At 36.8% G+C, this 23631-nt stretch carries 20 protein-coding genes and 9 pseudogenes; 11 read left to right on the top strand and 18 right to left on the bottom strand.

The genetic code is table 11. The annotated features are described in order from the left end of the window. Positions 1 to 9 precede the first annotated feature (9 nt). From fdxH to ARADI_RS08340, 8 genes and pseudogenes are all read left to right on the top strand, one after another. A pseudogene (gene fdxH / locus ARADI_RS08375) lies at positions 10 to 951 on the top strand (formate dehydrogenase subunit beta). Between the two features lie 3 nt (positions 952 to 954). Next, positions 955 to 1517: pseudogene (locus ARADI_RS08370) on the top strand (cytochrome b family protein). Between the two features lie 153 nt (positions 1518 to 1670). Further along, positions 1671 to 2601 (top strand): annotated as a pseudogene (fdhE, locus tag ARADI_RS08365) (formate dehydrogenase accessory protein FdhE). Positions 2602 to 2620: 19 nt separating this feature from the next. Further along, positions 2621 to 3979 (top strand): annotated as a pseudogene (gene selA, locus ARADI_RS08360) (L-seryl-tRNA(Sec) selenium transferase). 29 nt (positions 3980 to 4008) lie between these two features. Then, positions 4009 to 5871 (top strand): annotated as a pseudogene (gene selB / locus ARADI_RS08355) (selenocysteine-specific translation elongation factor). 145 nt (positions 5872 to 6016) lie between these two features. Then, positions 6017 to 7023 (top strand): annotated as a pseudogene (locus tag ARADI_RS08350) (zinc-binding alcohol dehydrogenase family protein). A gap of 166 nt (positions 7024 to 7189) precedes the next feature. Further along, positions 7190 to 8188: pseudogene (locus ARADI_RS08345) on the top strand (NAD-dependent epimerase/dehydratase family protein). 30 nt (positions 8189 to 8218) lie between these two features. After that, positions 8219 to 9385 (top strand): nucleotide sugar dehydrogenase, encoded by a 1167-nt coding sequence (locus ARADI_RS08340; protein ID WP_119711767.1) that lies wholly within the window; start codon positions 8219 to 8221, stop codon positions 9383 to 9385. Between the two features lie 131 nt (positions 9386 to 9516). Here the strand turns inward: ARADI_RS08340 and ARADI_RS08335 are convergent, their stop codons facing one another. The 9 genes from ARADI_RS08335 to ARADI_RS08320 all read right to left on the bottom strand — a co-directional run bounded on the left by ARADI_RS08335 (position 9517) and on the right by ARADI_RS08320 (position 13923). Further along, complete coding sequence (locus tag ARADI_RS08335) at positions 9517 to 10386, bottom strand: Csu type fimbrial protein (RefSeq protein ID WP_119711766.1); 870 nt, start codon at positions 10384 to 10386, stop codon at positions 9517 to 9519. Between the two features lie 98 nt (positions 10387 to 10484). Beyond that, positions 10485 to 10868, bottom strand: coding sequence for a FimD/PapC C-terminal domain-containing protein (locus ARADI_RS17865; RefSeq protein ID WP_238149292.1), 384 nt, complete (start codon positions 10866 to 10868; stop codon positions 10485 to 10487). Positions 10869 to 11076: 208 nt separating this feature from the next. Further along, positions 11077 to 11622, bottom strand: coding sequence for a fimbria/pilus outer membrane usher protein (locus ARADI_RS17860; protein ID WP_238149291.1), 546 nt, complete (start codon positions 11620 to 11622; stop codon positions 11077 to 11079). Positions 11623 to 11769: 147 nt separating this feature from the next. After that, positions 11770 to 12165 (bottom strand): hypothetical protein, encoded by a 396-nt coding sequence (locus ARADI_RS17855; protein ID WP_238149290.1) that lies wholly within the window; start codon positions 12163 to 12165, stop codon positions 11770 to 11772. Between the two features lie 354 nt (positions 12166 to 12519). Then, a complete protein-coding gene (locus tag ARADI_RS17850) occupies positions 12520 to 12711 on the bottom strand; it encodes a hypothetical protein (RefSeq protein ID WP_238149289.1) in 192 nt (63 codons plus the stop codon). 24 nt (positions 12712 to 12735) lie between these two features. Then, the gene (locus ARADI_RS17845) at positions 12736 to 12876 is read right to left on the bottom strand and encodes a hypothetical protein (protein ID WP_238149288.1); all 141 of its coding nucleotides are present in this window, start codon (positions 12874 to 12876) and stop codon (positions 12736 to 12738) included. A gap of 2 nt (positions 12877 to 12878) precedes the next feature. Further along, complete coding sequence (locus tag ARADI_RS17840) at positions 12879 to 13142, bottom strand: fimbrial biogenesis chaperone (RefSeq protein ID WP_238149287.1); 264 nt, start codon at positions 13140 to 13142, stop codon at positions 12879 to 12881. Next, positions 13117 to 13494: a fimbrial biogenesis chaperone gene (locus ARADI_RS17835; protein ID WP_238149286.1), complete on the bottom strand. Its 378-nt coding sequence runs from the start codon at positions 13492 to 13494 to the stop codon at positions 13117 to 13119. Before ARADI_RS17835 ends, ARADI_RS17840 begins: the two co-directional genes overlap by 26 nt. A 135-nt stretch (positions 13495 to 13629) precedes the next feature. Then, entirely contained in the window at positions 13630 to 13923 is a 294-nt protein-coding gene (locus tag ARADI_RS08320; RefSeq protein ID WP_119711765.1) for a spore coat protein U domain-containing protein, read from the bottom strand. Between the two features lie 17 nt (positions 13924 to 13940). Here ARADI_RS08320 and ARADI_RS17830 point away from each other — a divergent pair, with 17 nt between their 5' ends. After that, positions 13941 to 14087 carry a hypothetical protein gene (locus ARADI_RS17830; RefSeq protein WP_238149285.1) on the top strand — a complete coding sequence of 49 codons (147 nt, stop codon included), beginning with the start codon at positions 13941 to 13943 and terminating at the stop codon, positions 14085 to 14087. A 68-nt stretch (positions 14088 to 14155) separates the two neighbouring features. On the opposite strand, the gene ARADI_RS08310 is transcribed toward ARADI_RS17830, so the two are convergent. The 6 genes from ARADI_RS08310 to ARADI_RS20940 all read right to left on the bottom strand — a co-directional run bounded on the left by ARADI_RS08310 (position 14156) and on the right by ARADI_RS20940 (position 18711). Next, positions 14156 to 14365 (bottom strand): hypothetical protein, encoded by a 210-nt coding sequence (locus ARADI_RS08310; protein WP_119711764.1) that lies wholly within the window; start codon positions 14363 to 14365, stop codon positions 14156 to 14158. Between the two features lie 121 nt (positions 14366 to 14486). Next, on the bottom strand, positions 14487 to 14729 hold the full coding sequence (locus ARADI_RS08305) for a hypothetical protein (RefSeq protein WP_119711763.1): 243 nt from the start codon (positions 14727 to 14729) through the stop codon (positions 14487 to 14489). A gap of 1133 nt (positions 14730 to 15862) precedes the next feature. Further along, positions 15863 to 16168 (bottom strand): hypothetical protein, encoded by a 306-nt coding sequence (locus ARADI_RS08300; protein WP_119711762.1) that lies wholly within the window; start codon positions 16166 to 16168, stop codon positions 15863 to 15865. A gap of 49 nt (positions 16169 to 16217) precedes the next feature. Then, the gene (locus tag ARADI_RS08295) at positions 16218 to 16487 is read right to left on the bottom strand and encodes a hypothetical protein (RefSeq protein WP_119711761.1); all 270 of its coding nucleotides are present in this window, start codon (positions 16485 to 16487) and stop codon (positions 16218 to 16220) included. A 1354-nt stretch (positions 16488 to 17841) separates the two neighbouring features. Further along, positions 17842 to 18336 carry a hypothetical protein gene (locus ARADI_RS08290; protein WP_119711760.1) on the bottom strand — a complete coding sequence of 165 codons (495 nt, stop codon included), beginning with the start codon at positions 18334 to 18336 and terminating at the stop codon, positions 17842 to 17844. A gap of 198 nt (positions 18337 to 18534) precedes the next feature. Beyond that, positions 18535 to 18711: a hypothetical protein gene (locus tag ARADI_RS20940; RefSeq protein WP_369406990.1), complete on the bottom strand. Its 177-nt coding sequence runs from the start codon at positions 18709 to 18711 to the stop codon at positions 18535 to 18537. A 423-nt stretch (positions 18712 to 19134) separates the two neighbouring features. On the opposite strand from ARADI_RS20940, the gene ARADI_RS08280 reads away from it, so the two are divergent. Together ARADI_RS08280 and ARADI_RS20250 are read left to right on the top strand one after the other, a co-directional pair. Beyond that, positions 19135 to 20631 (top strand): MFS transporter, encoded by a 1497-nt coding sequence (locus ARADI_RS08280; RefSeq protein WP_119711759.1) that lies wholly within the window; start codon positions 19135 to 19137, stop codon positions 20629 to 20631. A 186-nt stretch (positions 20632 to 20817) separates the two neighbouring features. Continuing rightward, positions 20818 to 21137, top strand: a pseudogene (locus ARADI_RS20250) (metalloregulator ArsR/SmtB family transcription factor). Between the two features lie 86 nt (positions 21138 to 21223). Here ARADI_RS20250 and ARADI_RS20935 read toward each other — a convergent pair. The 3 genes and pseudogenes from ARADI_RS20935 to ARADI_RS08260 all read right to left on the bottom strand — a co-directional run bounded on the left by ARADI_RS20935 (position 21224) and on the right by ARADI_RS08260 (position 23186). Beyond that, positions 21224 to 21844, bottom strand: a pseudogene (locus ARADI_RS20935) (penicillin-binding transpeptidase domain-containing protein). A gap of 743 nt (positions 21845 to 22587) precedes the next feature. Next, positions 22588 to 22761, bottom strand: coding sequence for a beta/alpha barrel domain-containing protein (locus ARADI_RS19695; RefSeq protein WP_255420661.1), 174 nt, complete (start codon positions 22759 to 22761; stop codon positions 22588 to 22590). Continuing rightward, positions 22725 to 23186, bottom strand: coding sequence for a beta/alpha barrel domain-containing protein (locus ARADI_RS08260; protein WP_255420660.1), 462 nt, complete (start codon positions 23184 to 23186; stop codon positions 22725 to 22727). The genes ARADI_RS19695 and ARADI_RS08260 overlap by 37 nt, the downstream gene beginning before the upstream one ends. Positions 23187 to 23631: the final 445 nt, after the last annotated feature.

Below are 23631 nucleotides of genomic sequence, written 5' to 3'. Positions count from 1 at the left end.
AGGTAGATGATGGCTTCACAAAATATTATTCGCCGCTATGCGACCAACTCGTTAACACCGGCTCCTCGAGTACGTAGTGATAAAGAGGCAGTCGCAAAATTAATTGATGTCACCACATGTATTGGTTGTAAGGCGTGTCAAGTTATCTGTTCCGAATGGAATGATATTCGTGATGAAATTGGTCATAACTTTTGGGTTTATGATAACCCGTTAGATTTGACAGCAAAATCATGGACGGTAATACGCTTTGTTGAAGTTGAAGAGCAAGGGAAATTAGAATGACTGATCCGCAAAGATGACTGCATGCATTGTGCTGATCTAGGTTGTTTGAAAGCTTGTCCTTCTGCGGGAGCGATTATTCAGTATGCCAATGGGATGATAGTCGATTTTGACTCAGAACATTGTATTTTTTGTGGTTATTGCATTGCTAGTTGTCCTTTCAATATTCCCAGATTAAATAAAGAGGATAATCTGGTTTATAAATGTACCCTTTGCGTTGATCGGGTTGAAGTAGGCCAATAGCCGACTTGTGTAAAAACTTGCCCGACTGGTGCAATTCATTTTGGTAGTAAGAGCTTGATGAAACAACTTGCTGCTGAACGAGTTGAAGAGTTGAAAACCCGATATTATCAAAATGTGGCGCTTTATGATCCACAAGGTGTCGGTGGTACGCATGTTATGTATGTATTACACCATGGTGATAAGCTCGAGCTGTATCATGGCCTGCCAGATAATCCTACTATCAGCCAAACCGTCACTTTCTGGAAAGGTATTTGGAAACCGTTAGCTGCTGCAGGGTTTGCCGTTACCTTTACTTCTGTATTTTTCCATTATCTGGCGGTGGGTCCAAATCGTATTTCTGATGAAGATAAAGTGGATAAATTGCCAAATAATGATGATCAAACATTAACAAAGAGCGAGAAATTGGCGAGTAAAAAAAGGGGAGGATAGCTGATGATAAAAAAAATAAATGAAAAAATTATCCGCCATTATGCCAGTGAACGAATCAATCACTGGCTAGCGGTTATTTTTTTTATTTACGGCAAATTAGTGGATTAGGTTTTTTCTTTCCATCGTTAAATTGGTTGATGAATATTTTAGGTACGCTACAACTCTCAAGAGTGCTGCATCCATTTTTGGGTGCCATGATGTTTGTGCTGTTTGTTGGCATGTTTATTAGATATTTCAAACATAATATTATATGGGCTAAAAATTTTGAAAAATGAAGAAGTCGGTGATGTTGATCAATATAATTTAGGCCAAAAAGCGGTATCCTTATTTTGCTGACTATTTTCCCATCCCAATTATTCGCTTGGTATTGCTGCTTCATTCTGTTGCGGCAATTGGTTTAATAATGACGATTATTATTCATGTTTATGCCGCTATATGGGTAAAAGGCTCTATTCGAGCAATGATTGAAGGATTGGGTAACGCGGGCTTGGGCGAAAAAACATCACCCTCGTTGGTATCGTGAGATTGTTGAAAAAGAGAAGCCTCGTCAAGAAAAGAGCAGCTAACAGCTTTTTTTCGAATAATAATAACAGGGGCAGAATAATTATATTCTGCTTTTTTATGTTATTTATCCGTTTATAGATCCCTGTTAGCTTTTAGTCTATTCTGAGATTTATTGGGCAATAATGGTAAAATAAATCATCAAAGAGAGCATATCTATGAGCATTAGGATTTTACCAAAAGAAGAGATAGATAAAAATGAGCCAGCCAAAAAAGGCATCTGCCATATCCCGCCGGTTTTATTTCCAAATTTAAACAATCTATATCAATCCCGAGCTGAACATTTCCAATCATTAGCGACGGCAGAAAATCCATTTAGTGAATATCTCATCTTTGCTGCCCATGTTACCCGCGCTCAGTAAAATGCGCTGTATGATAATCCTTTGATGATGGAGATCACGGATATTCTGCAACAATCGATGATCGCCAATAAACCGCCATTAGATTGTAAAACTTTTATTCGCACTGACCATTAGCATAAATTCTTTAATTGCTGAGCTGGCTCCTGTGGTGCCTGAAGAAGTAAAGCCCGCATTAGAAAATTTAACCAAAGTTTCTATACATGAATTAGAGTTGATGGCAACAGCATTACTCAATGGTGAATTTAGCCCAGTACCACCAGAACAAGCATTGTTTATTTGGGCTGCCCTTTCCTTGTTTTGGGCACAAATGACCAGTTAAATCCCGGGTAAAGCTACCGCCGAATATGGTGAACATCGGCAATTTTGTCCGGTATGTGGCAGTATTACGGTTTCTAGTGTAGTGCAAATAGGGATAAATTAAAGGTTACGTTATTTACATTTTAATTTATGTGAAACTGAATGGCATGTTGTGCAGGTAAAATGTAGTAATTGCGAACAAACAAAAGAATTAGATTATTGGTGTCTAGGTCTAGCCAGTGAATATGCGGCGGTTAAGGCTGAAAGTTTTGGTGATTGTGGTAGTTATTTAAAAATTCTCTATCAGGAGTGAGATGCCAAGGTTGACGCAGTTGCTGATGATCTGGCTTCCCTGATCCTGGATGCTAAATTGGAAGAAGAAGAGTTTGCGCGTAGCAGTATTAATCCATTTTTATTTCCTTGCGAATAATTTAAGGTATCAATCGGTTATGTCCAAAGATGTTACTTCATTATATCGTCAGTTACCCGCCATCGATTATTTATTGAATGAAGCGCCGGTTTTATCGTTGATAGAAGGTTATGGTCGAACTCAAGTAACAAAGATATTACGCAATATGCAGCAGGATGCACGTGAACAAATAAAACAGCAGCAATGTTTACCTGTATGGCAAAGTGACTGGATTGGTGCGCTTACTCATCAACTCCAACGGCAGGAGAATTGTGCCTTACGGCCAGTTTTTAATTTAACCGGCACGGTGTTACATACTAATTTAGGGCGTGCGTTAATGGCGAAGAAGCTATTGAAGCGGTTGCTCAATTGATGCGTTATCCAGTGACCTTAGAATATACACTTAATGACGCAGTGCGTGGACATCGTGATCGAAGATTAGCTGATTTACTCTGTGAACTAACGGGTGCTGAAGATGTTTGTATTGTCAATAATAATGCTGCTGCAGTGTTATTAATGTTAGCAACTATCTCGGCGGGACGGCAGGTTATTGTATCCCGCGGAGAATTGGTCGAAATTGGCGGCGCATTTCGACTGCAGAGGTAATCAAATAGGCTGGTTGTCAGCTGGTAGAGGTAGGAACAACCAATTGAACTTATCTCCAAGATTATCAGCGTGCGATAAATGAAGAGACTGGTTTGTTAATAAAAGTCCATACCAGTAATTACCGTATTTTAGGTTTTACCGCCGAGGTTGAAGGCCATCAGTTAGCTCAGTTAGGTGCTAAATATAATGTTGCTACTGTGATTGATTTAGGTAGTGGTGCGCTGATTGATATGAGCCAATATGGCTTACCGGCTGAGCCTATGCCACAACAATATCTGACTCAAGGAATTGATCTGGTGTCAATTTCAGGCGATAAATTACTTGGTGGCCCGCAGGCTGGTATTATTCTAGGCAAAAAAAGTTGGATTGAAGCTATTCAATAACATCCGTTAAAACGCGCGTTACGAGCGGATAAAATGATGTTAGCCGCCCTGGAAGCTACATTAAGACTCTATCAGCATGGCGAAAAGTGACAATTTCGTTACCCGCCCTTAACTTTTTGGCACTACAGCAAAAGGAAATTCGCCAGTTGGCGCAGCGGCTTATTGAGCCGATAAATCGCCATTATGGTGGTCAATTTAGGGTTAAAGATGAAGCCTGTTTTTCGCAGATTGGCAGTAGTTCACTACCCAATGAACGATTGGCTAGTTGGGCAATAACTTTTACGCTCAAAAATAATAAAAGTAATCAATTAGTATCACTGGCTCGTCAATAGCGATAATTAGCTACTCCTGTTATTGGTAGGATTTCAGCTGGACGCTTATGGCTAGACTTACGCTGTTTGTATGATTAGGCTAAGTTGTTACAGGTTTTATTAAAACAATGATTTTTACCACCGCCGGTCATGTTGACCATGGAAAAACTGCCTTGATTCAGGCAGTGACTGGGATCAATACGCTGCATTTACCGGAAGAAAAAAACGCGGCATGACAATTGACTTGGTTTTGCGTATTGGCCATTAGCAGATGGTTGCTCGATTGGTTTTATTGATGTTCCTGGTCATGAAAAATTTTTCGCTAATATGTTAGCTGGCATTGGCGGCATATCCCATATATTGCTAATTGTTGCTTGTGATGATGGCATTATGGCTCAAACTAAAGAGCACTTGGCTATTTTACGTCTCATCGGCCGCCAGCAAATAACGATCATATTGACTAAAGCAGATCGCGTTTCAGTTGAGCGGATCCAAACGGTACAAACCGAAATTTCACAATTATTGGCAGAGCATGGCTGGCCTCAGTCACTCTATTTTGTCACTTCTACCTTGACTGGAGAAGGTATTCCTTTATTGCGATCGGATTTGCAAATCTTACATGGCCAAACTGGCCAGCATGCCAAACTTGGTCATCGATTTTGTTTGGCGATCGATCAGGTGTTTAATGTTAAATGTACAGGTTTAGTCGTCATTGGAACTGCTTTGTCCGGCCAAATCTCTGTTGGTGATACTCTATGGTTAACCGGAATAAATAAGCAAGTCAAAATTCGGCGATTGCATGCGCAAAACCAGCTGGTTTCACAGGCACAAGCCGGTGATCGAATCGCTTTAAATCTAACGGGTGATATTAGCAAAAAACAGATTTCTAGTGGTGATTGGTTGTTAAGTGAACAACCGGCGTTTGCGGTTAATAAAGTTCTGGTTGAAGTTGAAACGAATGAATGTTTAAAAAATTGGCAGCCGTTACATCTCTATCATGCCGCTAGTCATGTGACCGGACGTATCGCTTTATTAAGCCAGCCACCCGATAAACCATTATTGGCTGAGTTGTCGTTGGATACTCCTTTATGGTTGTAGATAATGATCGATTAATCTTGCGTAATATTAGTGCGCAGCGAACTTTGGCCTGTGCGCGAGTGGTTAAACTTCATTCGCCGTGCCGCGGTAAACGGCAAGCCGAATTCCTATTGTGATTATCGCAGTTGGCTAATACCACTGGCGATAAGGAAAATTTGGCTTTTCAGTTGCCAACTGGTGAATTATCACTTAGGAATTATGGTTGGGCACGTGAACTTACTCATTCCTCATTACAAGTGTTAGTTTCGCAATTTGATGTGCTGATAGTTAACGATATTGCATTTTCTCAAATTAATGTTCAGCAGGCTAAACAGCATTTGATGCAAATATTGGTAGATTATCATCAATATCATGCTGATCAGCTAAGATTGGGCCGTGCCCGCTTAAAACGGATGGCATTACCTGGCTTGAACGATGAGCTGGTGTTTACCCTACTACGTTAACTGGTTGATGAAAAAAGGCTGATGCAAACTAATGGTTGGCTCCATTTAGCTGAACATAGTTTGGTGTTTGACCAACAACAGGCGCAATTATGGCAAAAATTAGAATCCTATTTTGTAGCAAACCAACCTTGGTGGGTAAGAGAATTGGCAGTAAAAATTCAACAAGATGAAGCCATTATTCGTCATTTGTTGCGAAAAGCAGCAAAATTGGGTTTGATTACGGCGATTGTGCCGGATCGTTATTACCATAATCTACAAATTCAACAATTTGCTGCCATTATTCAACATTATAACCATTTAGAGGGGGCCATTACGGTGGCCAATTTTCGTGATGAGTTAGCAATAGGACGAGAATTATAGGTTAAGATTTTGGAATTTTTTGATCGAAGTGGTTTTACCCGACGTAAATTTAATGCGCATATTTTAAAAGATCAGGGATTGTTTGAATAAATTATTTTTCGTTATTTTTAAGTTGATCGATTTGAGCAGTAGATAAATTTATTAAAATGTTAAGCATTTAGCATAATTTTTTATAGTCGCAATATATTCATTTTTCCTTTTATTGATTGAAATTTCTTGCCTTATGGAGTCAGCCATGAGAGCGATTGTTTTTACTGATCCTACCCTATCACTCAGCGATATACATTCACTTTATGAAATCGGCTAGCAAAGCCCCAACCTCAGCCGCGTGATCTGTTGGTTAAAATTGCTGCTATTGCGGTCAATCCAGTGGATACAAAAATGCGCCAGCGTGAAACACCCAAAGCACCACGTATTCTGGGTTGGGATGCTTGTGGGGTGGTGGAGTCGGTTGGCAGTTAGGTTACGTTATTTAAACCTGGCGATTGGGTCTATTATGCCGGCTCTATCGATCGGCCAGGATGCTATGCCGAATATGAACTGGTGGATGAGCGGATTGCCGGACATAAACCAACAGCGTTAACTGCCGTTCAGGCAGCAGCTTTGCCATTGACTTCAATTACCGCTTGGGAGCTGCTATTTGACCGACTAGCGGTTGCAGAGAATGGTGTTGCGGGTAAATCGATATTGATTATTGGTGCCGCCAGTGGTGTGGGTTCAATACTGATCCAATTAGCGTGTAAACTGACTAAGTTGCAAGTTTTCGCTACCCCTTCACGGCCGGAAACACAGCAATGGGTTAGTGAGTTAGGGGCGCATGCGGGTATTGATCATAAAAAACCGTTTAGCCAACAGTTTGCTGCATTAGGCATTTGGCATGTCGACTATGTGGCTTCATTAACCCACAGTGATGACTATTATCAGTAGGTATTAGATATTCTTATTCCACAAGGAAAACTGGCATTAATCTACGATCCTAAAACCTTTGATATTATGCCAATGAAACGTAAAGCCTTTTCATTGCATTGGGAATTTATGTTTACGCTTCCTGTTTTTCAGACCGAAGATATGATCAAACAACATCAATTATTGCAACGGGTGGCAGGATTGATTGATCAGAGGATATTAAAAACCACTATCAGTGAAGAAGTAGGTAAAATCAGCGCTGAAAATTTGCGATTTGCCCATCAAATGATAGAAAGTGGTAAAGTAAAGGGCAAGCTAGTATTGATTGGTTTTTAATTTAATGAATAGGGTTTTGATCTAAATTTTCGAGGTGCTTAATTTGCACTTCTTTTTATTATTGACTAATTGTATATCTTGGCGAAGGAAAGTAAGTGCCGGATGCGCTTTTGTATTACACAAAAGATAAATATTTTTCATTTCTCTATAGAACTTTAAAATAGCTATGAAATATTTAATAATAGGATATGCTGGTTTTATTGGATTTACGTTATGTTAGCTTTTATTACAACATGGTCATGATGTTGTTGGGTTGGATAATTTTAATTATTACTATGATCCCTTGTTTAAAAAAAGCCCGTCTTGAGCGCTTAACAATTTATTCGCAATTTCAATTTTTGCGGCTGGATATTATTGAGCGGGAAAAGGTAATTGAAGTGATTACCTTAGGTAAATTTGATAGAGTAATCCATCTGTGGCAGCGCAAGCGGGTGTCCGCTACTCTTTAAAGGGTCCTTTCGCTTATGCAGATAGTAATTTAACCGGTTTTCTGTCGATATTGGAAGGTTGTTATTATGGCCAAATCCCTCATTTGATCTATGCTTCTTCCAGTTCGGTATATGGTACCAATAATCAATTTCCTTGTTCTACCAATATGTCCGTTGATCATCCCGTCTTCCTCCATGCTGCCACCAAAAGAGCTAATCAGTTAATGGCGCATGCTTACTCTCATTTGTATAATTTGCCGACCACTGGGTTATGTTTTTTTACCGTTTATGGTCCTTGAGGCTGGCCAGATATGGCATTATTTAAATTTACTAAAGCTATTTTGGAGATGAAACCGATAGATGTATATAATAATCGCGATCTGAGCCGCGACTTTACTTTTGTTGAAGATATTATTGAAGGAATATTATCGATTGCTGATATTATTCCGCCAAAAAAGAGCAATAAATCTTTAATGGCTAGCAGTGATGCGCCTTATCGTATTTATAATATTGGTAATGGTCAGCCAATAAAATTATTGGATTTTATTTCTGCTCTCGAGCAGGCATTAGGACAAAAAGCCATTCAAAATATGCTGTCGATGCAAGCCGGTGATGTCCATACCGCCTGGGCTAATACCAAAGATTTGTTTTCGTTAACCGGTTATCGGCTACAGATTTTGATTAAAGAAGGGGTAAAAGTGTTTGTTGACTGGTATCGGACTTATTATCACGTTTAGCCTGGATCCTAAATATTTGAGAGGTTAGTTTTGAAAATTGCTATTGCAGGAATAGGTTATGTTGGCCTGTCGAATGCGATGTTGTTAGCGCAACATCATGAGGTGGTTGCGTTAGACATTATTGCTGAAAAAGTAACAATGCTGAATAACCAGCAATCGCCGATAGTGGATAAAGAAATTGAAGCGTTCCTAACAGAAAAAAAATTGAACTTTAGGGCAACGACGGATAAACAACAGGCTTACCAGGGGGTAGATTATGTGATTGTTGCTACCCCGATTGATTATGATGCCAAAACCAATTATTTTAATACTTCTTCTTTAGAAGCAGTAATTGATGATGTAAACTACATTAATCCAGCCGCTACCATTGTTATTAAGTCAACCATCCCGGTAGGATTTGTCGCCCGCTTGCAACAAGAGAAAGGGTATAAAAATATCATTTTTTCACCGGAATTTTTACGTGAAGGTAGAGCGCTATATGATAATCTTTATCCTTCTCGTATTGTGGTGGGTGAACGTTCCGAACGTGCCAAGATTTTTGCCGATTTATTATTAGAAGGCGCACTAAAAAAAGATGTCACGGTGCTATTTACTGATGCCACCGAAGCGGAAGCGATAAAATTATTTGCCAATACTTATCTAGCGATGCGAGTGGCTTATTTTAATGAGTTAGATACTTATGCTCATAGTCGCGGACTGGATAGTCGCCAAATTATTGAGGGTGTTTCACTTGATCCGCGTATTGGCAACTACTATAACAACCCCTCTTTTGGTTATGGTGGTTATTGCTTACCAAAAGATACCAAGCAGTTGCTGGCTAATTATGATGATGTACCAAACAATTTGATTAATGCGATCGTAGAATCGAATCGAACGCGTAAAGATTACATTGCCGAAAGGATTATTAGTCAAAATCCGCAAAAAGTAGGCGTTTACCGATTAGTGATGAAAGCTGGCTCAGATAATTTCCGCGCATCGGCCGTGCAGGGAGTAATGAAACGGATCAAAGCAAAGGGAATTGAAGTGGTGGTTTATGAGCCGGTTTTACAACAAAGTGAGTTATTTCACTCCAAAGTGATCACTGATTTGGCCGATTTCAAAGCCCAGTGCGATATTATTTTGGCCAATCGATTGGTGCTGGAGCTGGAAGATGTAAAACAGAAAGTTTATACCCGCGATCTATTTGGTCACGATTAATAATTAGCCATATTCTGACGCCAATCGCAGCTTAAGATTGGCGTTTTGATTATTGCTGATTTGCCAATTTTCATCACTGGCTAGTTACCATAACTACGAATGGTGACAGCTTTTTGTAGTCTCACTGATAATTAAAAAGTAACATTTACTGTTCGCGTATCGGTAAAGCTACCGGATTGATTCGGCGTAGTTTGGCCAGTTAGTACTTGTGCTACATAATTGTAGGTACGCGTCAGCTGATCAGCACTAATGGCGGTGGAGTTAGCACTAGACCACAATTGGCTAACACTTGATCCCCAGCGAGTACTGGTTGTACCTTGGTAAATATCATAACTAATCAAGCCACTGCCATGTTTCATATTGCGTACATTGCTAACAGCATTGGTACCATTATCGATCCTCACATTGTAGAAACTGCCTTTAGTACAAGTAATAGAAATGGTTTGCGATACATTAGGAAAGCTGCTAACTAACGGGGCGCTGATGGTTGAGCAATCATTGGTTACAATCAGTGAAACTACCGGCGAAAGGGTGGTACTGCCAACTTGCGGATTTAAACAGATATTACTGATGCCAAGTAGTCCACAAATATTCCAGTTAATGGTTAGATTTAGCGTTACGTTATAGGTTCTGGCCGATAGGTTTTGTCCAGTGACGGTTTGAAAATAGAGTGGGATAGTAAATACGTTGCCGCCTAATAAGTTAAGCAATTCGGTTGATGAGTAACTGATAGTACTACCAATCGGCGTCGTTGTGGCGCAGTTGGAAGCTTTACACATATTAATTGGTTCAAGATCGGTATTGGCGGTGTTTTTCATCGCCGCTTGAGTTCCACTACTACTTGATGTACTATTCAATTTGGCAGAGATAGTATCGGTAGTTAACAAAGAAGCTAGTACAGCCCCCGCAACTAACAACCAGATTAGCTGAGGTAGATTGGACGGTGCTGTTGATGACAAAAGAACTCTGAGTGGCAAAAGAGGCACTTTACATCGTTGCACTACATGCGGCCCAGACAGAGTTGTTAATCAGGCCGAACAATAGCCAACATAATGGCAGAAAATAAACGTTTATTCATGGTAACTTCTGAGGTTGCCATCTAAAACGCAGGTAAGCAGACCGTAGGTTTTGAGTTGTTGATTAGGGTTTGCTGGCAGTTGTAGCCTAACCTGGCAGTGTGATCCCCTTCTGGTGTGCGGACAGTTAGCAGATTGTTTGGCTCCAATTCTTCTAGATAAACCAGACCCTCCCAACCCACATAAGTGTCTAGTTTGCCTGCCCGTGAAACCACGCTGGCTAATGGTAGTGGTTGATCGGTCAGGATGACACTTGCTGCATGGCGTACTTTGATCGGGAAATGGAGCAGATAGGGACCCCTGGCGCGTTTGACAGAAATATGTTGTTTGGTGGTATCCGCATAGATATCGGGTGGTAAATTTAGGGTATTGATACGATAACTCGCGGGGTAGTAGGCCTGGTACACTAGGGATCAATAAATAACCAGATTTACCGGTGTTACCATAGGGTTGATGTTCATAATCAATGGTAATATTCGGGTATCCATTGGTAATCACTAATACAAAACCATCGTTGATTTTATTAGCTGCTTGGATGGTGCCATCCATTAAAACCAATGAGCCGGAAATATCTCCCCACTGGCTATAGTTGCCAGACGAACCATGAATTCCGCCCTATATTTGGACATGGGCATTGTGCCAGCCTAGTGAGGTTTGTTGATAATCATCTTGCGAATCCTGATGCGCGTAGGCCATGTTCCAGCTGAATCCGCCGTCGTTTGGCATAGCGTGGCTGTAGGTAACACGCTGAATATTTTGCCCGGCAGTATTGCGTTGCGCATCTACCGTCACCGAATCTAAAAAGTTAAATGGAATTTGTAGTACTAAGGCGAATGACCAGTTATTTTGTGAATAATCGCGGCTGGCAGAAGCATATAGACTACTATTGCCGCATAAACCCTTACTCCATGATAAATTGAGCAAGCGATTTTTATCACCGTTGAAGCTATCAATGTCCAGATAAGTCAAGCCGATACTACTAAATTGGTTTAATGATAATGAGGCAGAATATTGTGCGCTGCGCCGACTTAAATTGTAGATAGGTTGGTTATCGTTAAGATTGTTTGATTGATCATACAGTGCCAAATTACTAAATTTGCTGTTGCGGATGGTATGTTGGGTAGCCAAAGTAAAACGAGAGTGAGTATATTGGTACCCCAATTGAACTGATCACCGCGCTTGCCTCGCATATGACTGAGCGTATAAGCGTCATTAAATACTCCCCAATTGCCCAGTTTAATTAAGGAGCCAAAGCCACCCAACGCCAATGAGGACGCTGCTTCCGCATGGGACTATAGTGTCAGCCAATCAGTAGAACCCATAACGGTAAGAACCACTGGCCGCTAACGGCCCGTAGAAAAAATTTTTGATACCATAGTCACGGGGTAGTGCGCCGGCTGAAAATGCACCATTAGAAAGACCCGGTTTGAGTAAGATACTGGCAACATAAAACGGTAAGGTGGTGGAAATCTGTCGGCCAAGGGCATCAGTGGTGACCAATACCGCTTCACCAGAGCCATTAATATAGGGGATATCGGTGATAGTAAAAGAGCCAGGTTGCAGCTGGGTATTACTAGATCGATAACCATTGATAAATAGGTCAACTCCGGTAGGGACGGCGGTTTTGCCAGCAAAGGTCGGTAATGGGTAGGTAATAATATCTGGCCTGATAGAGAAGTCACGGGACAGTGACAGCCCACCCATTCTGACGCTACTATTTCAGCTTAATGCATTGCTAATCAAGTCACCGACCGCCCAGCTTAGGGCATGGTTTTCGTTTTCATTGGTGTAAGTGGTGTCATAACGAGTAAAGCCCTGGTTATCATTTTGTTGATCACTACCACTAATTTATTGTTTAAATACCCCGGTGCTGGATAAGCTGTCGGCTATACTAAACAAACGTAGTTCATTCCAGACAGAAATTTGTGAATGATTATGCTGAGTCCGGTTGGCGTAGATATCATAATTAAATAGCGCTCTCTGGCTGCTAAGTCCCTGATAGCGTTGAAGGTTATTTCCAACCGTTAGGTTTTGCTGTGGTAACCAGCCGTCGGGAACTTATAATAGTAGCCGTTGTTGGGCACTATCATAGTTGACTTGCACATCGGGCATGGTACTGATGTCAATTTTGGGTTGCGTTAGTTTAGTGGCCGGCAAACTGACTTTTTGTAGATCAGTGGAAGATAGCCAAAAATGGCCTTTGCGTTCATGGACGACCGCGATAATCCTGCTGGCATGCTGGTTAACCACTAACTCTAACCTATATTGTAAGTTTTATTGCTTGATCTTGCCGGTCGGTGGTGGCGGTAGTTCAGACCAGCTGTTATCCGCCTCTGTCGACATTAGCGGTATGGCTAATGTAATTAGTAAGGTAAATAAGTTGGCTAATTTACTTGTTAAATGAATGGTTTTCATCTTTACTGGTAGAGTCCAGTGCTAGATGCTTGCCATAGTTGTTTATCGGTATTAATTTGTGCTGTTAGCCGTTGTGGCTGTTTAATGGTAGCGGGTAATGGCCAGATATAACTGGAGCCAGCTAAAACATAACCAAATAGGCTATCCGCCAGCACAATGTGTTTTTTACCTTGTTGCACTGCAACTTTGCTTAAACGAGCATGAATTGGGCCTAGATTGGTAATTTTGATGGCTGGCTTGTCATTTAGTTGGGTTAACTTCACCATAAACAAATAGCGGAATGGAATAGCGCATCTGCATATTGATGCCAATCTTCGGCGCTACTAATTGTTCTGGTGTCAATATTTCATCAGCTAATAAGCGGTAGGCTATCTCTTTGCCAGCCTGGACGGTAGCTTGTTCTATTAAGCGGATCAGCTGCTTGTGACCCGCTTCAATCCGCATAAATGGTGGACTGGCGACCACCGCTTGTTGATTGCTATAGCGATCTTGGCCATCGATTTGTTGCCAGCCAATCACTATGATCTGCATGGTGGTTGCTTTGGTGCCTTTATTTTTGATCCAGAATTCAGTAGCATTATCGTTAGCGGTTAATACCTGATCCATCGGCCAAATCATTATATGGTTAGCCGATTGAGCTGAGGGCGCCAAGAATAGTAAGATCATAAACATAAAGTTGAGAAACACCATACAGTGGATTGCGAAACATTGATCATATAGTTTTCCTCCATGATCACTAGGATAATGTTACCGTTAATATGTCAGTATAGGTTCCAGATGGATTATTGGCGCCGTTAAGTTGCAACACGCAATAATATTAGTGCTATTGGTATAGCTAACAGCGACATTTTGATTAACCAGGATCGGGATAGTGTGGGCACTGTCAGCATAAAGTTGGTAAGGTAGCTGGGTAGTAAAACCGCTTTGCATTACATCACGGCTAGTGGTGTAGTTACTACCGCCATCGATACTCATACTAAGTACAGTACCAGGCGTACAGGCTAAGGTTAACGAGGTGTTGGGTGTTATTAGCATTAATATTGCCATTAGTATTGCTGGGATGAGTGCCAAAATCGAGGGGACTAAATAGTGTACCCCCCGGATACCATATAGCCAGGAGTAATAGTGGCAGCAACCTGAAAGGTTTGGCTGGTAATGGCATGACTCGGCAGCGCGCTAAAAATAACCAACAATACAATAAAACAGGCTAAATAATCATCAAACAATAGCCATAAATAATTGTTGCTAGACATATTTCATCATGAACAAGTAATATATATTAATAAGTTATAGTAATATTAATAACGTCAGTATAGGTTCCTGCGCTGATACCTGTATTTGCGCCATTGCCTTGAATTAGGCCGTATAAGGTATAAGTACTTAAACCACTTGAGGTAGGTGGGTTGGAGACCAGCGCAACACCATTGGCAAGTGCAGTACCCGGAGTGAGCGATGTGTTACTAGTATAAACACCATAGTAAAACACCATTTGAATTATTAGCTAAATTAACATAATGAGGTGTGGTACCAAGTTGTGTACCAAATATAGTCGTCGGTGCGGTGTTATTACTACTGGTTAATACGGTAGTATAAGTATCATTAGGAGGACACTAGACCGTAAATGTCGAGCCACTACCATTAGAAAACTGGGTTGTTAATGTACTAAATGTGGTAGGTTGAGCACCAAAATTCAGCGTTCCTAATAGAATACCTGAAGTAGCAGTTGAACCGTTAACAACACAGGAGTTGGATAGGGTTAGGGTTACATTAACCGTTCCCGTTGTAGTAGTTGCCAAGGCTAAATGAGAGGCTAACAAGCAGCCGATAACTGTAAAAAAACGTATACCTTTCATTATGACTCATTACTATGATGGCTAGATAGCTGTCCAATTGTTTGCTAACAGCAATCATTGCTATTGATGGTTGACAGTAAATAGTTTTGTTATGGCAATTAAGTATTATAACAAAAAGGAATTGTTTTATTACCATGATTTTTAATTTGAGTATTGTGTAGAAATACAAAAAATGCCAATAATTTTATTGGCTTTTTTACGAATTGATTTTTTAACGCAACGGATTATTTTTATCAGATAAACTGAAGTTATTATTTCAATTTGTTAATAAATAGTTATTGATTAATATAATTTTTATTTTTTATTAAATTGACATTAGTGAAAATAAGCCGTATTTTATTTATAATTGATTAAAATAAAATATATTTTAAATATTTATTCAGTATGTTGAATTATTCAGTAGGAAATAAATAGCTTATTTTACGCGGCTGGCCAGAGAGGTTTTATATTTGTAGAAAATAAAATTAAATTAATAGGGATAGTTACAGAATTGATAATAAATTAAATTTATATTTTCATCGTCGCGGTATTTTTATTTTATCATTAATTAATTAGCCAGAATAATTTTAGCCACAACTTTTTTAATAGGCTGGGGTAAAGCCATAATTAATAACTGTCAGAGTAGGTTATTAATTAATAATATACTATTTAATATCATCAATCTCGTTAATAAATGTTAAGTCATAGAGATTTTTGTTAGTTGAATAATCTTTAACTGACAAATCTTCTTCAGATCCATAGCCAGATTTATCGCTTGAATCTGGGCTGGACGACAGTACTTTGATCGATGGTGGATTCTTCAAACAACGGTTTATCAGACATTATTTCATCAAAATCTGATTCTAAACCATTAGATTGTAACCCTAAATCAGCAAATTCTACTTCTGGTTTATCAAACTCAAATTCTGAATCATCAAACTGTAATGCTGGCTCATCAAACTCTGATCCTAAATTATAAAATTTCTCCCGTAAGGCTTTGTCATTTAAAAGATAGTTAATTGGATTGGAAGTTAAATTATCATCAAAATATTCACCGGGTTGGTTTAGTGATAACTCCCATAATCTATCAAGTGTCTTATCACCAATTTTAATTGCACTAAGTTTTTCATTAACAATAGCGTGCTCTTGTTCACTTAGGTAAGAAGCATATCCTGGGTTATCTGGTCATAAAAATCCATTTTCGCTTGTTGCAATATATTTATAAAGAAAGGCTCATTTTTGATTGTGTATTGGCTGAAAAACAGCTCGCGCAAATTATTATAATTTTGGCTAGCGAAGGTATTTTTCAAAAAATTGTTGCTGAATTCACCCGTTTTGCTAGAAAATACTAATTGTTTATTATTTTTAAATAATGTAATAAATTCATTAGGTTTGTTACTATCTTTAACGTCAAGAAAATTATCTTTACTATAGCCACTGTCGTCTAATTTTTTTAGCAAATTATGTTGATTTTTTCACTACCGCCTGAATATCTTCTAATAGAGAAATCTAATAGTTGCTTGGTATATTAGGATTTTCGACAGAAAATGCTTCCTCTAATTTCATACAGATATTTTTAACATGAAAATCAGCTAATTGTTCTCTCTCATTAATATTTTTTGTTTTTTCATAAATTTTATCACATTGATATAAGGTAAAGTTGCCTACTTTTAATTTATATCCCCAGTCGTCATTGGCATCTTTTGGCGTAATTTCTAATTTAAATTGATTGTAATGTTTGGGAAGTGCCAGTTTTATAAGTTGGATAAATTTTTCCAACCGAGTTGATTTTGCGTTAGAAACATCAGTATTTTTTACATTTTGAATGGTTTCAAACAGTTGTTCTATTTTTTGGCGTCAGACGCCACCTTTAAACCAATCCATTATGGAATCAATAAAATCGGATACGTTTTTTATTTTGGTTACTACATTTAAGTTATTAGCCGCCAAAACCTGCTATTATTAATTGTTAATAATAGCAGATTTTGGTAGAGAAAAGCTTATATCCATAATATCCTCAAAAAATCAGTCAAACCTTAGTGTTGGTTTTGATTATTTAATATAATCAGCAAAACATTATAATAAAATTATTAACATCTTCTAAATCATATGAATTGTAAAATTTTTATGTATTATAAAAATGATTTAATTTTTTTATATTAGATTATTTGGTTAAATTATAATTATTGGTTATTTTGACTGTAGTTTTTTTAAGTTAAATTTATATATTTAATATAATTTTTTTAATTTAAAATATTTTTTATATCTGTTTTATCAAATGTAATTTAAAATATATTTATTAGTAAAATAAAAACCATTTAATAGAAAAATGAGTTTTTAATTACTTTTGTTAGTTTTTATTCGGTTAGATTGTTGTGTTTGATACAGAGTGTTATCTACTACAATTAGACTGTTATTTAAATTATTCACTAAATGGATTTAATGTCTTATTATAATTTTTTTGATAATGAAGCCGTTAATGTATTTGTTATGCTGTAAACTTCTGGGTGACTTTTTTTAGTTGTAATTAGTTTTTGCGGTTATTTTTTGCTATCAGCAATAATATCAGTTTGCTCTAAAACGTCATAATTGATATTTTCTAAAAATACCACCTTTTCTTTTTGATTAAGATTTTGCGTAACAGTACTAATTTTACATGCTGGGTAAATGGATTTTATTATATTTTTAATACATACACTATTAGCGGGTACATTTTATAATTTAGTTATTAGGCTTTCATAAAATTCTTTTATTAATTCATTTCTTTTTTCACGGCTATCAAGTTTAATTTTAGAAGTTAAATGTAATTTAACATATCTTATAATTGGTATCGTAATAAACATTTTTATCATCGCCGCTGGCTTGGCTTAATAATAAAACTTGTTTAGAATGTGAAACAATACCTAATATTAAATGTTTTTTATTAGTAAAATTATTTTTTCTCAATAAAAGCTAAACTAGTATAGCTCTCTTGATAGATTTCTCTCAGTTTAGCACTAATACTTCTTTGTTTATAATTATTGGTTCATTATGGTTATTTATTTTTAACACAATGCCATGATGTTATTTATTATTTATATTATCATCTAATTTTTTCTTTATATTTCTGGCTATAGTCAAAAGAGATTCATCTTTACAAGGTGTAATCATATTCATGTGCCAAAATATCACTAACTAAAAGTTTTTTTATCTCCTCAAAAGTCTTATTAATACAAGATTTACTTTCATTATATTGACCCAAGGGAAAAACACGAACTTTTTTATATTTGATAATAGTTTTGTATCTGTTTTCGTTGTTAGAAAATCTTTGTGTTAATTTTAATCTTTCACCTTTAGATAAAGATATGAATATTACTTTTTCTTCATATTGCTGATTGTCAATACTGTTGAGGGAAGATAATAAATTTTTAGTTATTGCAATACATTCAGCCCTCGATTTTTCTTTTCTGTGATCTTCAATTAAATGTATTACAACATGGCTTATTCCTAAGGTTATTATTGATAATAATAATTTACCTTTGTCACTAAAACTAACATAATTTTCAGGGTCATGAATGATATTATTTATAATACTTGAATTATTATTAGTAAGTTTTAGTTCAGTATATAAAGCGTGATCTATAATCATAACTTTTCCCTAAATTTGTATGACCATAGGATATTATCAATATTTATTATTAGAGATCAATTAAATATATATAATGATTATATATATAGACAAATTAACTATATTTTTGAATATTTAGAGATATGTTTGAATAAATATATGATCGTCAAAATATATCTATAAATATTCTCTATCTTTATAGTATTTAATTTTTATTTTTCATATTTTAGCTGATAAAAACATTTCGATATCAGTGAAAATTTCATTCCACTCGTGCTGATCAATGTTCATGAATCTAAAAGCACGTAAAATAAATGCCCCCTCTGTGGCAAAAAAGACAAGCAGAGCACGTCTCCCCACTTTGATTGAAGTATCTAATTTAGTCGATACGTTCACCAGACCACTCACGAGTACTATTAAGATATTCTGGTGTTTACAGTAATTCAGCCATTAAACCTGCGCCTTTAGTATTAGACGTTTGCTCAAAATGGTAGGTTGCTTTCATGTGCGCTATTACCTGATTTTCTACTGAACTATCCTGAGTAAGTTGTTGAAAAAAGATTTCATTATTACCGAAACAATCCTACACCCCTCCTTTTGAATTTTGGTCATCGTATTGATAGTCAGTGCGCTAACACCCTGTTGGTGAACAATATTTTCGGCTACATCTAAATACCTTATCTCTATCTATACTTCTTTGACGCCCTATTAAATAAAACTTCTTTTAAAATACATACGTATGGATTAATATCATAAGCTTAATGTTAACATTATGGCAGATAAACATACTACATATTTTTTCTAAAATAGAGATTTTTTATGGTTAATACTCATGATAATCGCAGATGGATTGCGCTCCTTTTAATTTCTAGTGCTCTTTTCTTAATTGTCATTGATATGACCGTGCTTTATACAGCATTGCCTACTTTAACCCATGAACTCCATGCCAACGCATCTGAGAAATTGTGGATTATTAATGCTTATCCATTGATGGTTGCTGGATTATTGCCAGCCGCGGGTATGCTTAGTGATCGCATTGGTCATAAAAAAATGCTGATCAGCGGTTTACCTCTTTTTGCATTAGCTTCACTTTGTGCTGCATTCTCTCCTAATGCAGAAAGTTTGATTGCTACTAGAGTCTTTTTGGCGCTAGGTGCCGCGATGATGATGCCAGCAACTTTATCAATTGTTCGTCATATTTTTACTGAGCCCCAGGAACGATCACTAGCGATTGGTATTTGGTCAGCGGTTGCTGCTGGTGGCGCTGTGGTTGGACCTTTAGTAGGTGGTTTATTACTGGAATATTTTCGGTGGGGATCGGTATTTTTAATTAATGTGCCTGTTGTTTTGTTGGTGCTACCTTTTTCAGTGAGTTTGATCCCACGCTGTGGTGGAACAAACAAACGCACTATTGATTTTTTAGGCTCATTATTAATTTTAGTTGGTTTAGTTGGGCTGATTTATGCATTAAAAGAGTTAAGTAAACCCAATTTTTCTTTACTTGAATTTTGTGCTGCTGCCTTGATTGGTTTCATCTTTATGATGTTTTTTGTATTACGTCAGCACAAACAATCGCAACCGATGATCGATTTTTCTTTATTCAGTAATCGATTGTTTTCAGCGGGAGTAATTATCGCCGTTATTACTATGAGTGTAATTGTTGGCATTGAATTAGTTTTAAGTCAACGTTTACAGTTAGTACTTGGTTTCACACCATTACAAGCTGCGCTTTGTATCCTTCCAATACCAATTGGTTCCGTGCTTGCATCACCATTGACCGGTTTGCTGTTACCTCGTTTTGGTGAGAGATTAACGACCGTGGTAGGTTTTATATTAACGCTGGTTGGGGTAATAGGAATGATCCTGTTGTATCAGAGCGCTCTTACTTTGTTGTTGATTAATTTGTTCATGATTGGTATCGGTATGGGAATGGTATTTACCGCTGCATCTACCACGATTATGCTTAATGCGCCTGATGAAAAGTCCGGTATGGCAGCTTCTATTGAAGATGTTGCTTATGAGCTGGGTAGTGTATTAGGCGTTACCATATTAGGCGGCATGATGACGGCTATTTATAGTTATACTCTTTTTGTTCCCGAACAGCTAACAATTGATGCGCGAGTTTATGACAGTATCGATGAAGCATTAAGCACGGCATCAACGATGGATAAAGATCAGGCTCAGATATTGATAATGGAAGCGAGTAAAGCCTTTGATACTTCTTTTGTTGTTGTTTTTATTACCATTGTTTGCATATTGTTAGTTAGCACTGTGATTTTACAACGTATGTTGCGCCCTTTAATCAAAAAATCATGATGATATGAATTTTTGTGCTGTTTTAGATCTTACAATAAGTTTTAGTGATTATTTTTTGTAAAGCTAGTTGTTGGCGTTATTCTATCTCAGGGATAGTGAGCTGATCCTAACATTATATTACTGAAAATATAACCTGTTATAGGTAAATTAGAGACGGAGTTACAGTCATTGTAGTTTTTTAAAAATTTGTCTGATGAAACAAGATTTAGGATCGTAGTACTTTTGCGAGAAATGGGGGAGCTTTGTGTTTATCGTCTTTGTATTGCACTTGAGCAACCCCAAACTAAAATATTTCGTCATTTAGCCATGTTAAAAAAGAGTGTGTTGCTACAAAATCGTAAGGAGAAGGGAAATGGGTTTTTTATTGACTTTCTTCACGGATTTCTCCATGGGTTATGCAAATTATTGAGTCTGTATGGTCAAATCAACACCAACTAATCGACTTAATGGCTAAAAAATTGATACCGGAAAATTTGCCTGCACGGACTATTAATTTCTCACTCTAGAATAAAACGCAATAGCGTGCAGTGTGAGCAACCTTTTATTTATTTGTTACTAATCAGAATAATTTAGTATTCCGATTAGTAATTTTTTAAATAATTTTTAACTTTTCTAAACGCTTTAAAGTCAAAGATTCGCGTTTTGACACTGCTTTATCATCTGAGATCGCGATATTAAGGGCAAAAGTTTTTATTTTACAGTCAGAGTTTTCCACCCATCCAACATACCAGCCGGTACGCTCACCATTAATATTGGCTAAGCCACTTTTAGTATAAATTTTAATATTGGTAGTCTGTTTGCTAAGTAGCATATTAGCTACTTCACTTTGAATGCTTTTATCAATAGGTAATTGTTTAGTGGCTAACTTATAAATAAATTTGGTTTGTTTTTCCGGGCTAATTTTTAATGGGCCGTCTAACTAAAATTTGGTAACATCATTACCTATTTTGCTATTACCTTAGTGCAAACGATAAAGTTCTTTTTTCATTATTGCCAGACCCGTATATTTTGCAATCTCTTGATAGACAGGAATAGCGGATAATTTCATTACTTCTTGCATATTCATATCTTTATTCCAACTACTAAGATATCTAGGCTGTCCATCCCATTTGAAAATTTCGTTAACAGTCACTTTTTGATTTTTTAAAGCAATTAAGGCATTAACAATTTTAAATGTTGATGCAGGAACATATTGGGTTGCTGCACGTTTTATTTGGTCGCCATAGTTATTAATTGATTTGCCATCATAAATGGTTAATACACCACGTATATGCTGCTACTGAAAAATTTTTTTATTCGCTAAAAACGTTACTTTCCGTTATCTTGTTTAGCGGCTTGGTGATGTTATTACTATCATTAGAAATGTTATTTGCCTGAGTAGTTAGTGGTAAAAATAGTAAAATAATAACAACTAATTTTTTATTCATCTTTGTATTCTTTAAATAATATGTACCATAGACACTATCATATTTTTGTTAGGGTTAATACTAAAACATAGGACCTGTTTTGATTTATTGTTAGCAGCGTTTCTTTTTATTATTTGATCATTACCGCTCAAGTATTAAGTAAAAAATAGAGAAAAAATTAACAAGGTCGCTATCAAAACTGTAACACTGAACACACAAAGAAAAGCTTGTACTCACGATGAAAACAAGTCGTGGCTGACTATTTTTGTTAATACAGTTAATGGGTTATTTAATTTTTGTTAACGAAAAACAGAACGTGGTGATTGAATCAGTGTTGATAAGTATTATGCCTGCGTTAATATAGCTATCGCCGTTATCAAATATATCAACAATATCATTTTTATAATCTTGTCTGTTAACTGGAAAGCTATCTTTGTTATAATTGATCGCATGCATATCGGCGCTGTTTAAAGGGTGAATAGATTGGAAAATAAGGTCAGCTGTTGACCTTATTATAGCTGAAATTTAATTTAACTGCCTGGCGGGTAAGTTAGCCAATAGTATCCCAATCTTTAGCTTTAATTAATTTATTATTAACCATCCAAGATCCTCCACAAGCAATAATTTGTGGTAAAGCAAGAGAATGACCAATATTTTCTAGATTGATTCCATCGGTTGGCAAAATTTCTAATTTAGGATAGGGTGCAAGCAGTGCTTTGAGCATAGATAACCCACCAGAAGGCTCTGTAGGGAAAAACTTGACACAATTAATACCCAAAATTGCATGGCCTGCTCGATTTGTGTTGGGTTATTTATACCGGGAATAATCGGTATGTCTAATTCATGACACGCTTTTACCGTATTGGGGTTTAAACCTGGTGAAACGATAAATTCAGCGCCAACCGCTTCGGCTTGTCTAATCTTTTCTCGGTTGATAATGGTGCCTGCACCAATCAAAATTTTGGTTAGCATCGCTTCTTTGAGCAGTTTAATCGCATTTGCAGTTTCTGGCGTACGGAACGTTATTTCTGCTACTGGTAATCCGTTTTTAACTAATGCTTCTTCTAAGGGAACAATATCTTGTGCTCGTTCAATGGTAATAACTGGAATGATCTTAAATTTTCGTAATTTATCTATCAGTGTGAGCATAATCAATCTTTCTTTAGTGTTGAAATTAGCGAGTAATGTTTTTTGTTGCTGAATTGGAATGATAGCACTTTTATGTTAAATAACGATATTTACTAATTATAGAATCATTAGCTTACACCGTTTTTCACTATTTTCATTAGCTAGATGAGATGATTATTTAATAAAATTAATGGTTGCAAAGAATAATCTTGTTACTTTAAAAACCGGTTAATTTATTTTTTTATTAAACACCCTGTTTGTATCTTTTATTTATAATTGATATTAAAAAAATTACTTTACCACGTTATTTTTTTATTAATGCTAATTTTTTGTTATTTAAAATAAAAATGCGAGATATTTTTATAAAAATTCATCGGTAAGATATTATAATAAGTTATTATTTTTTTAATGTTTTGCTATTAATGATTTTTGCTTTTTGAATAAATATTTTTTATATCTTTTATTA

The sequence above is a fragment of the Arsenophonus endosymbiont of Aleurodicus floccissimus genome (genome assembly GCF_900343025.1).
GTDB lineage: Bacteria > Pseudomonadota > Gammaproteobacteria > Enterobacterales > Enterobacteriaceae > Arsenophonus.
The sequence above is the reverse complement of the archived record's forward strand: the minus strand, read 5'-3'. Positions and strand labels throughout refer to the sequence as shown.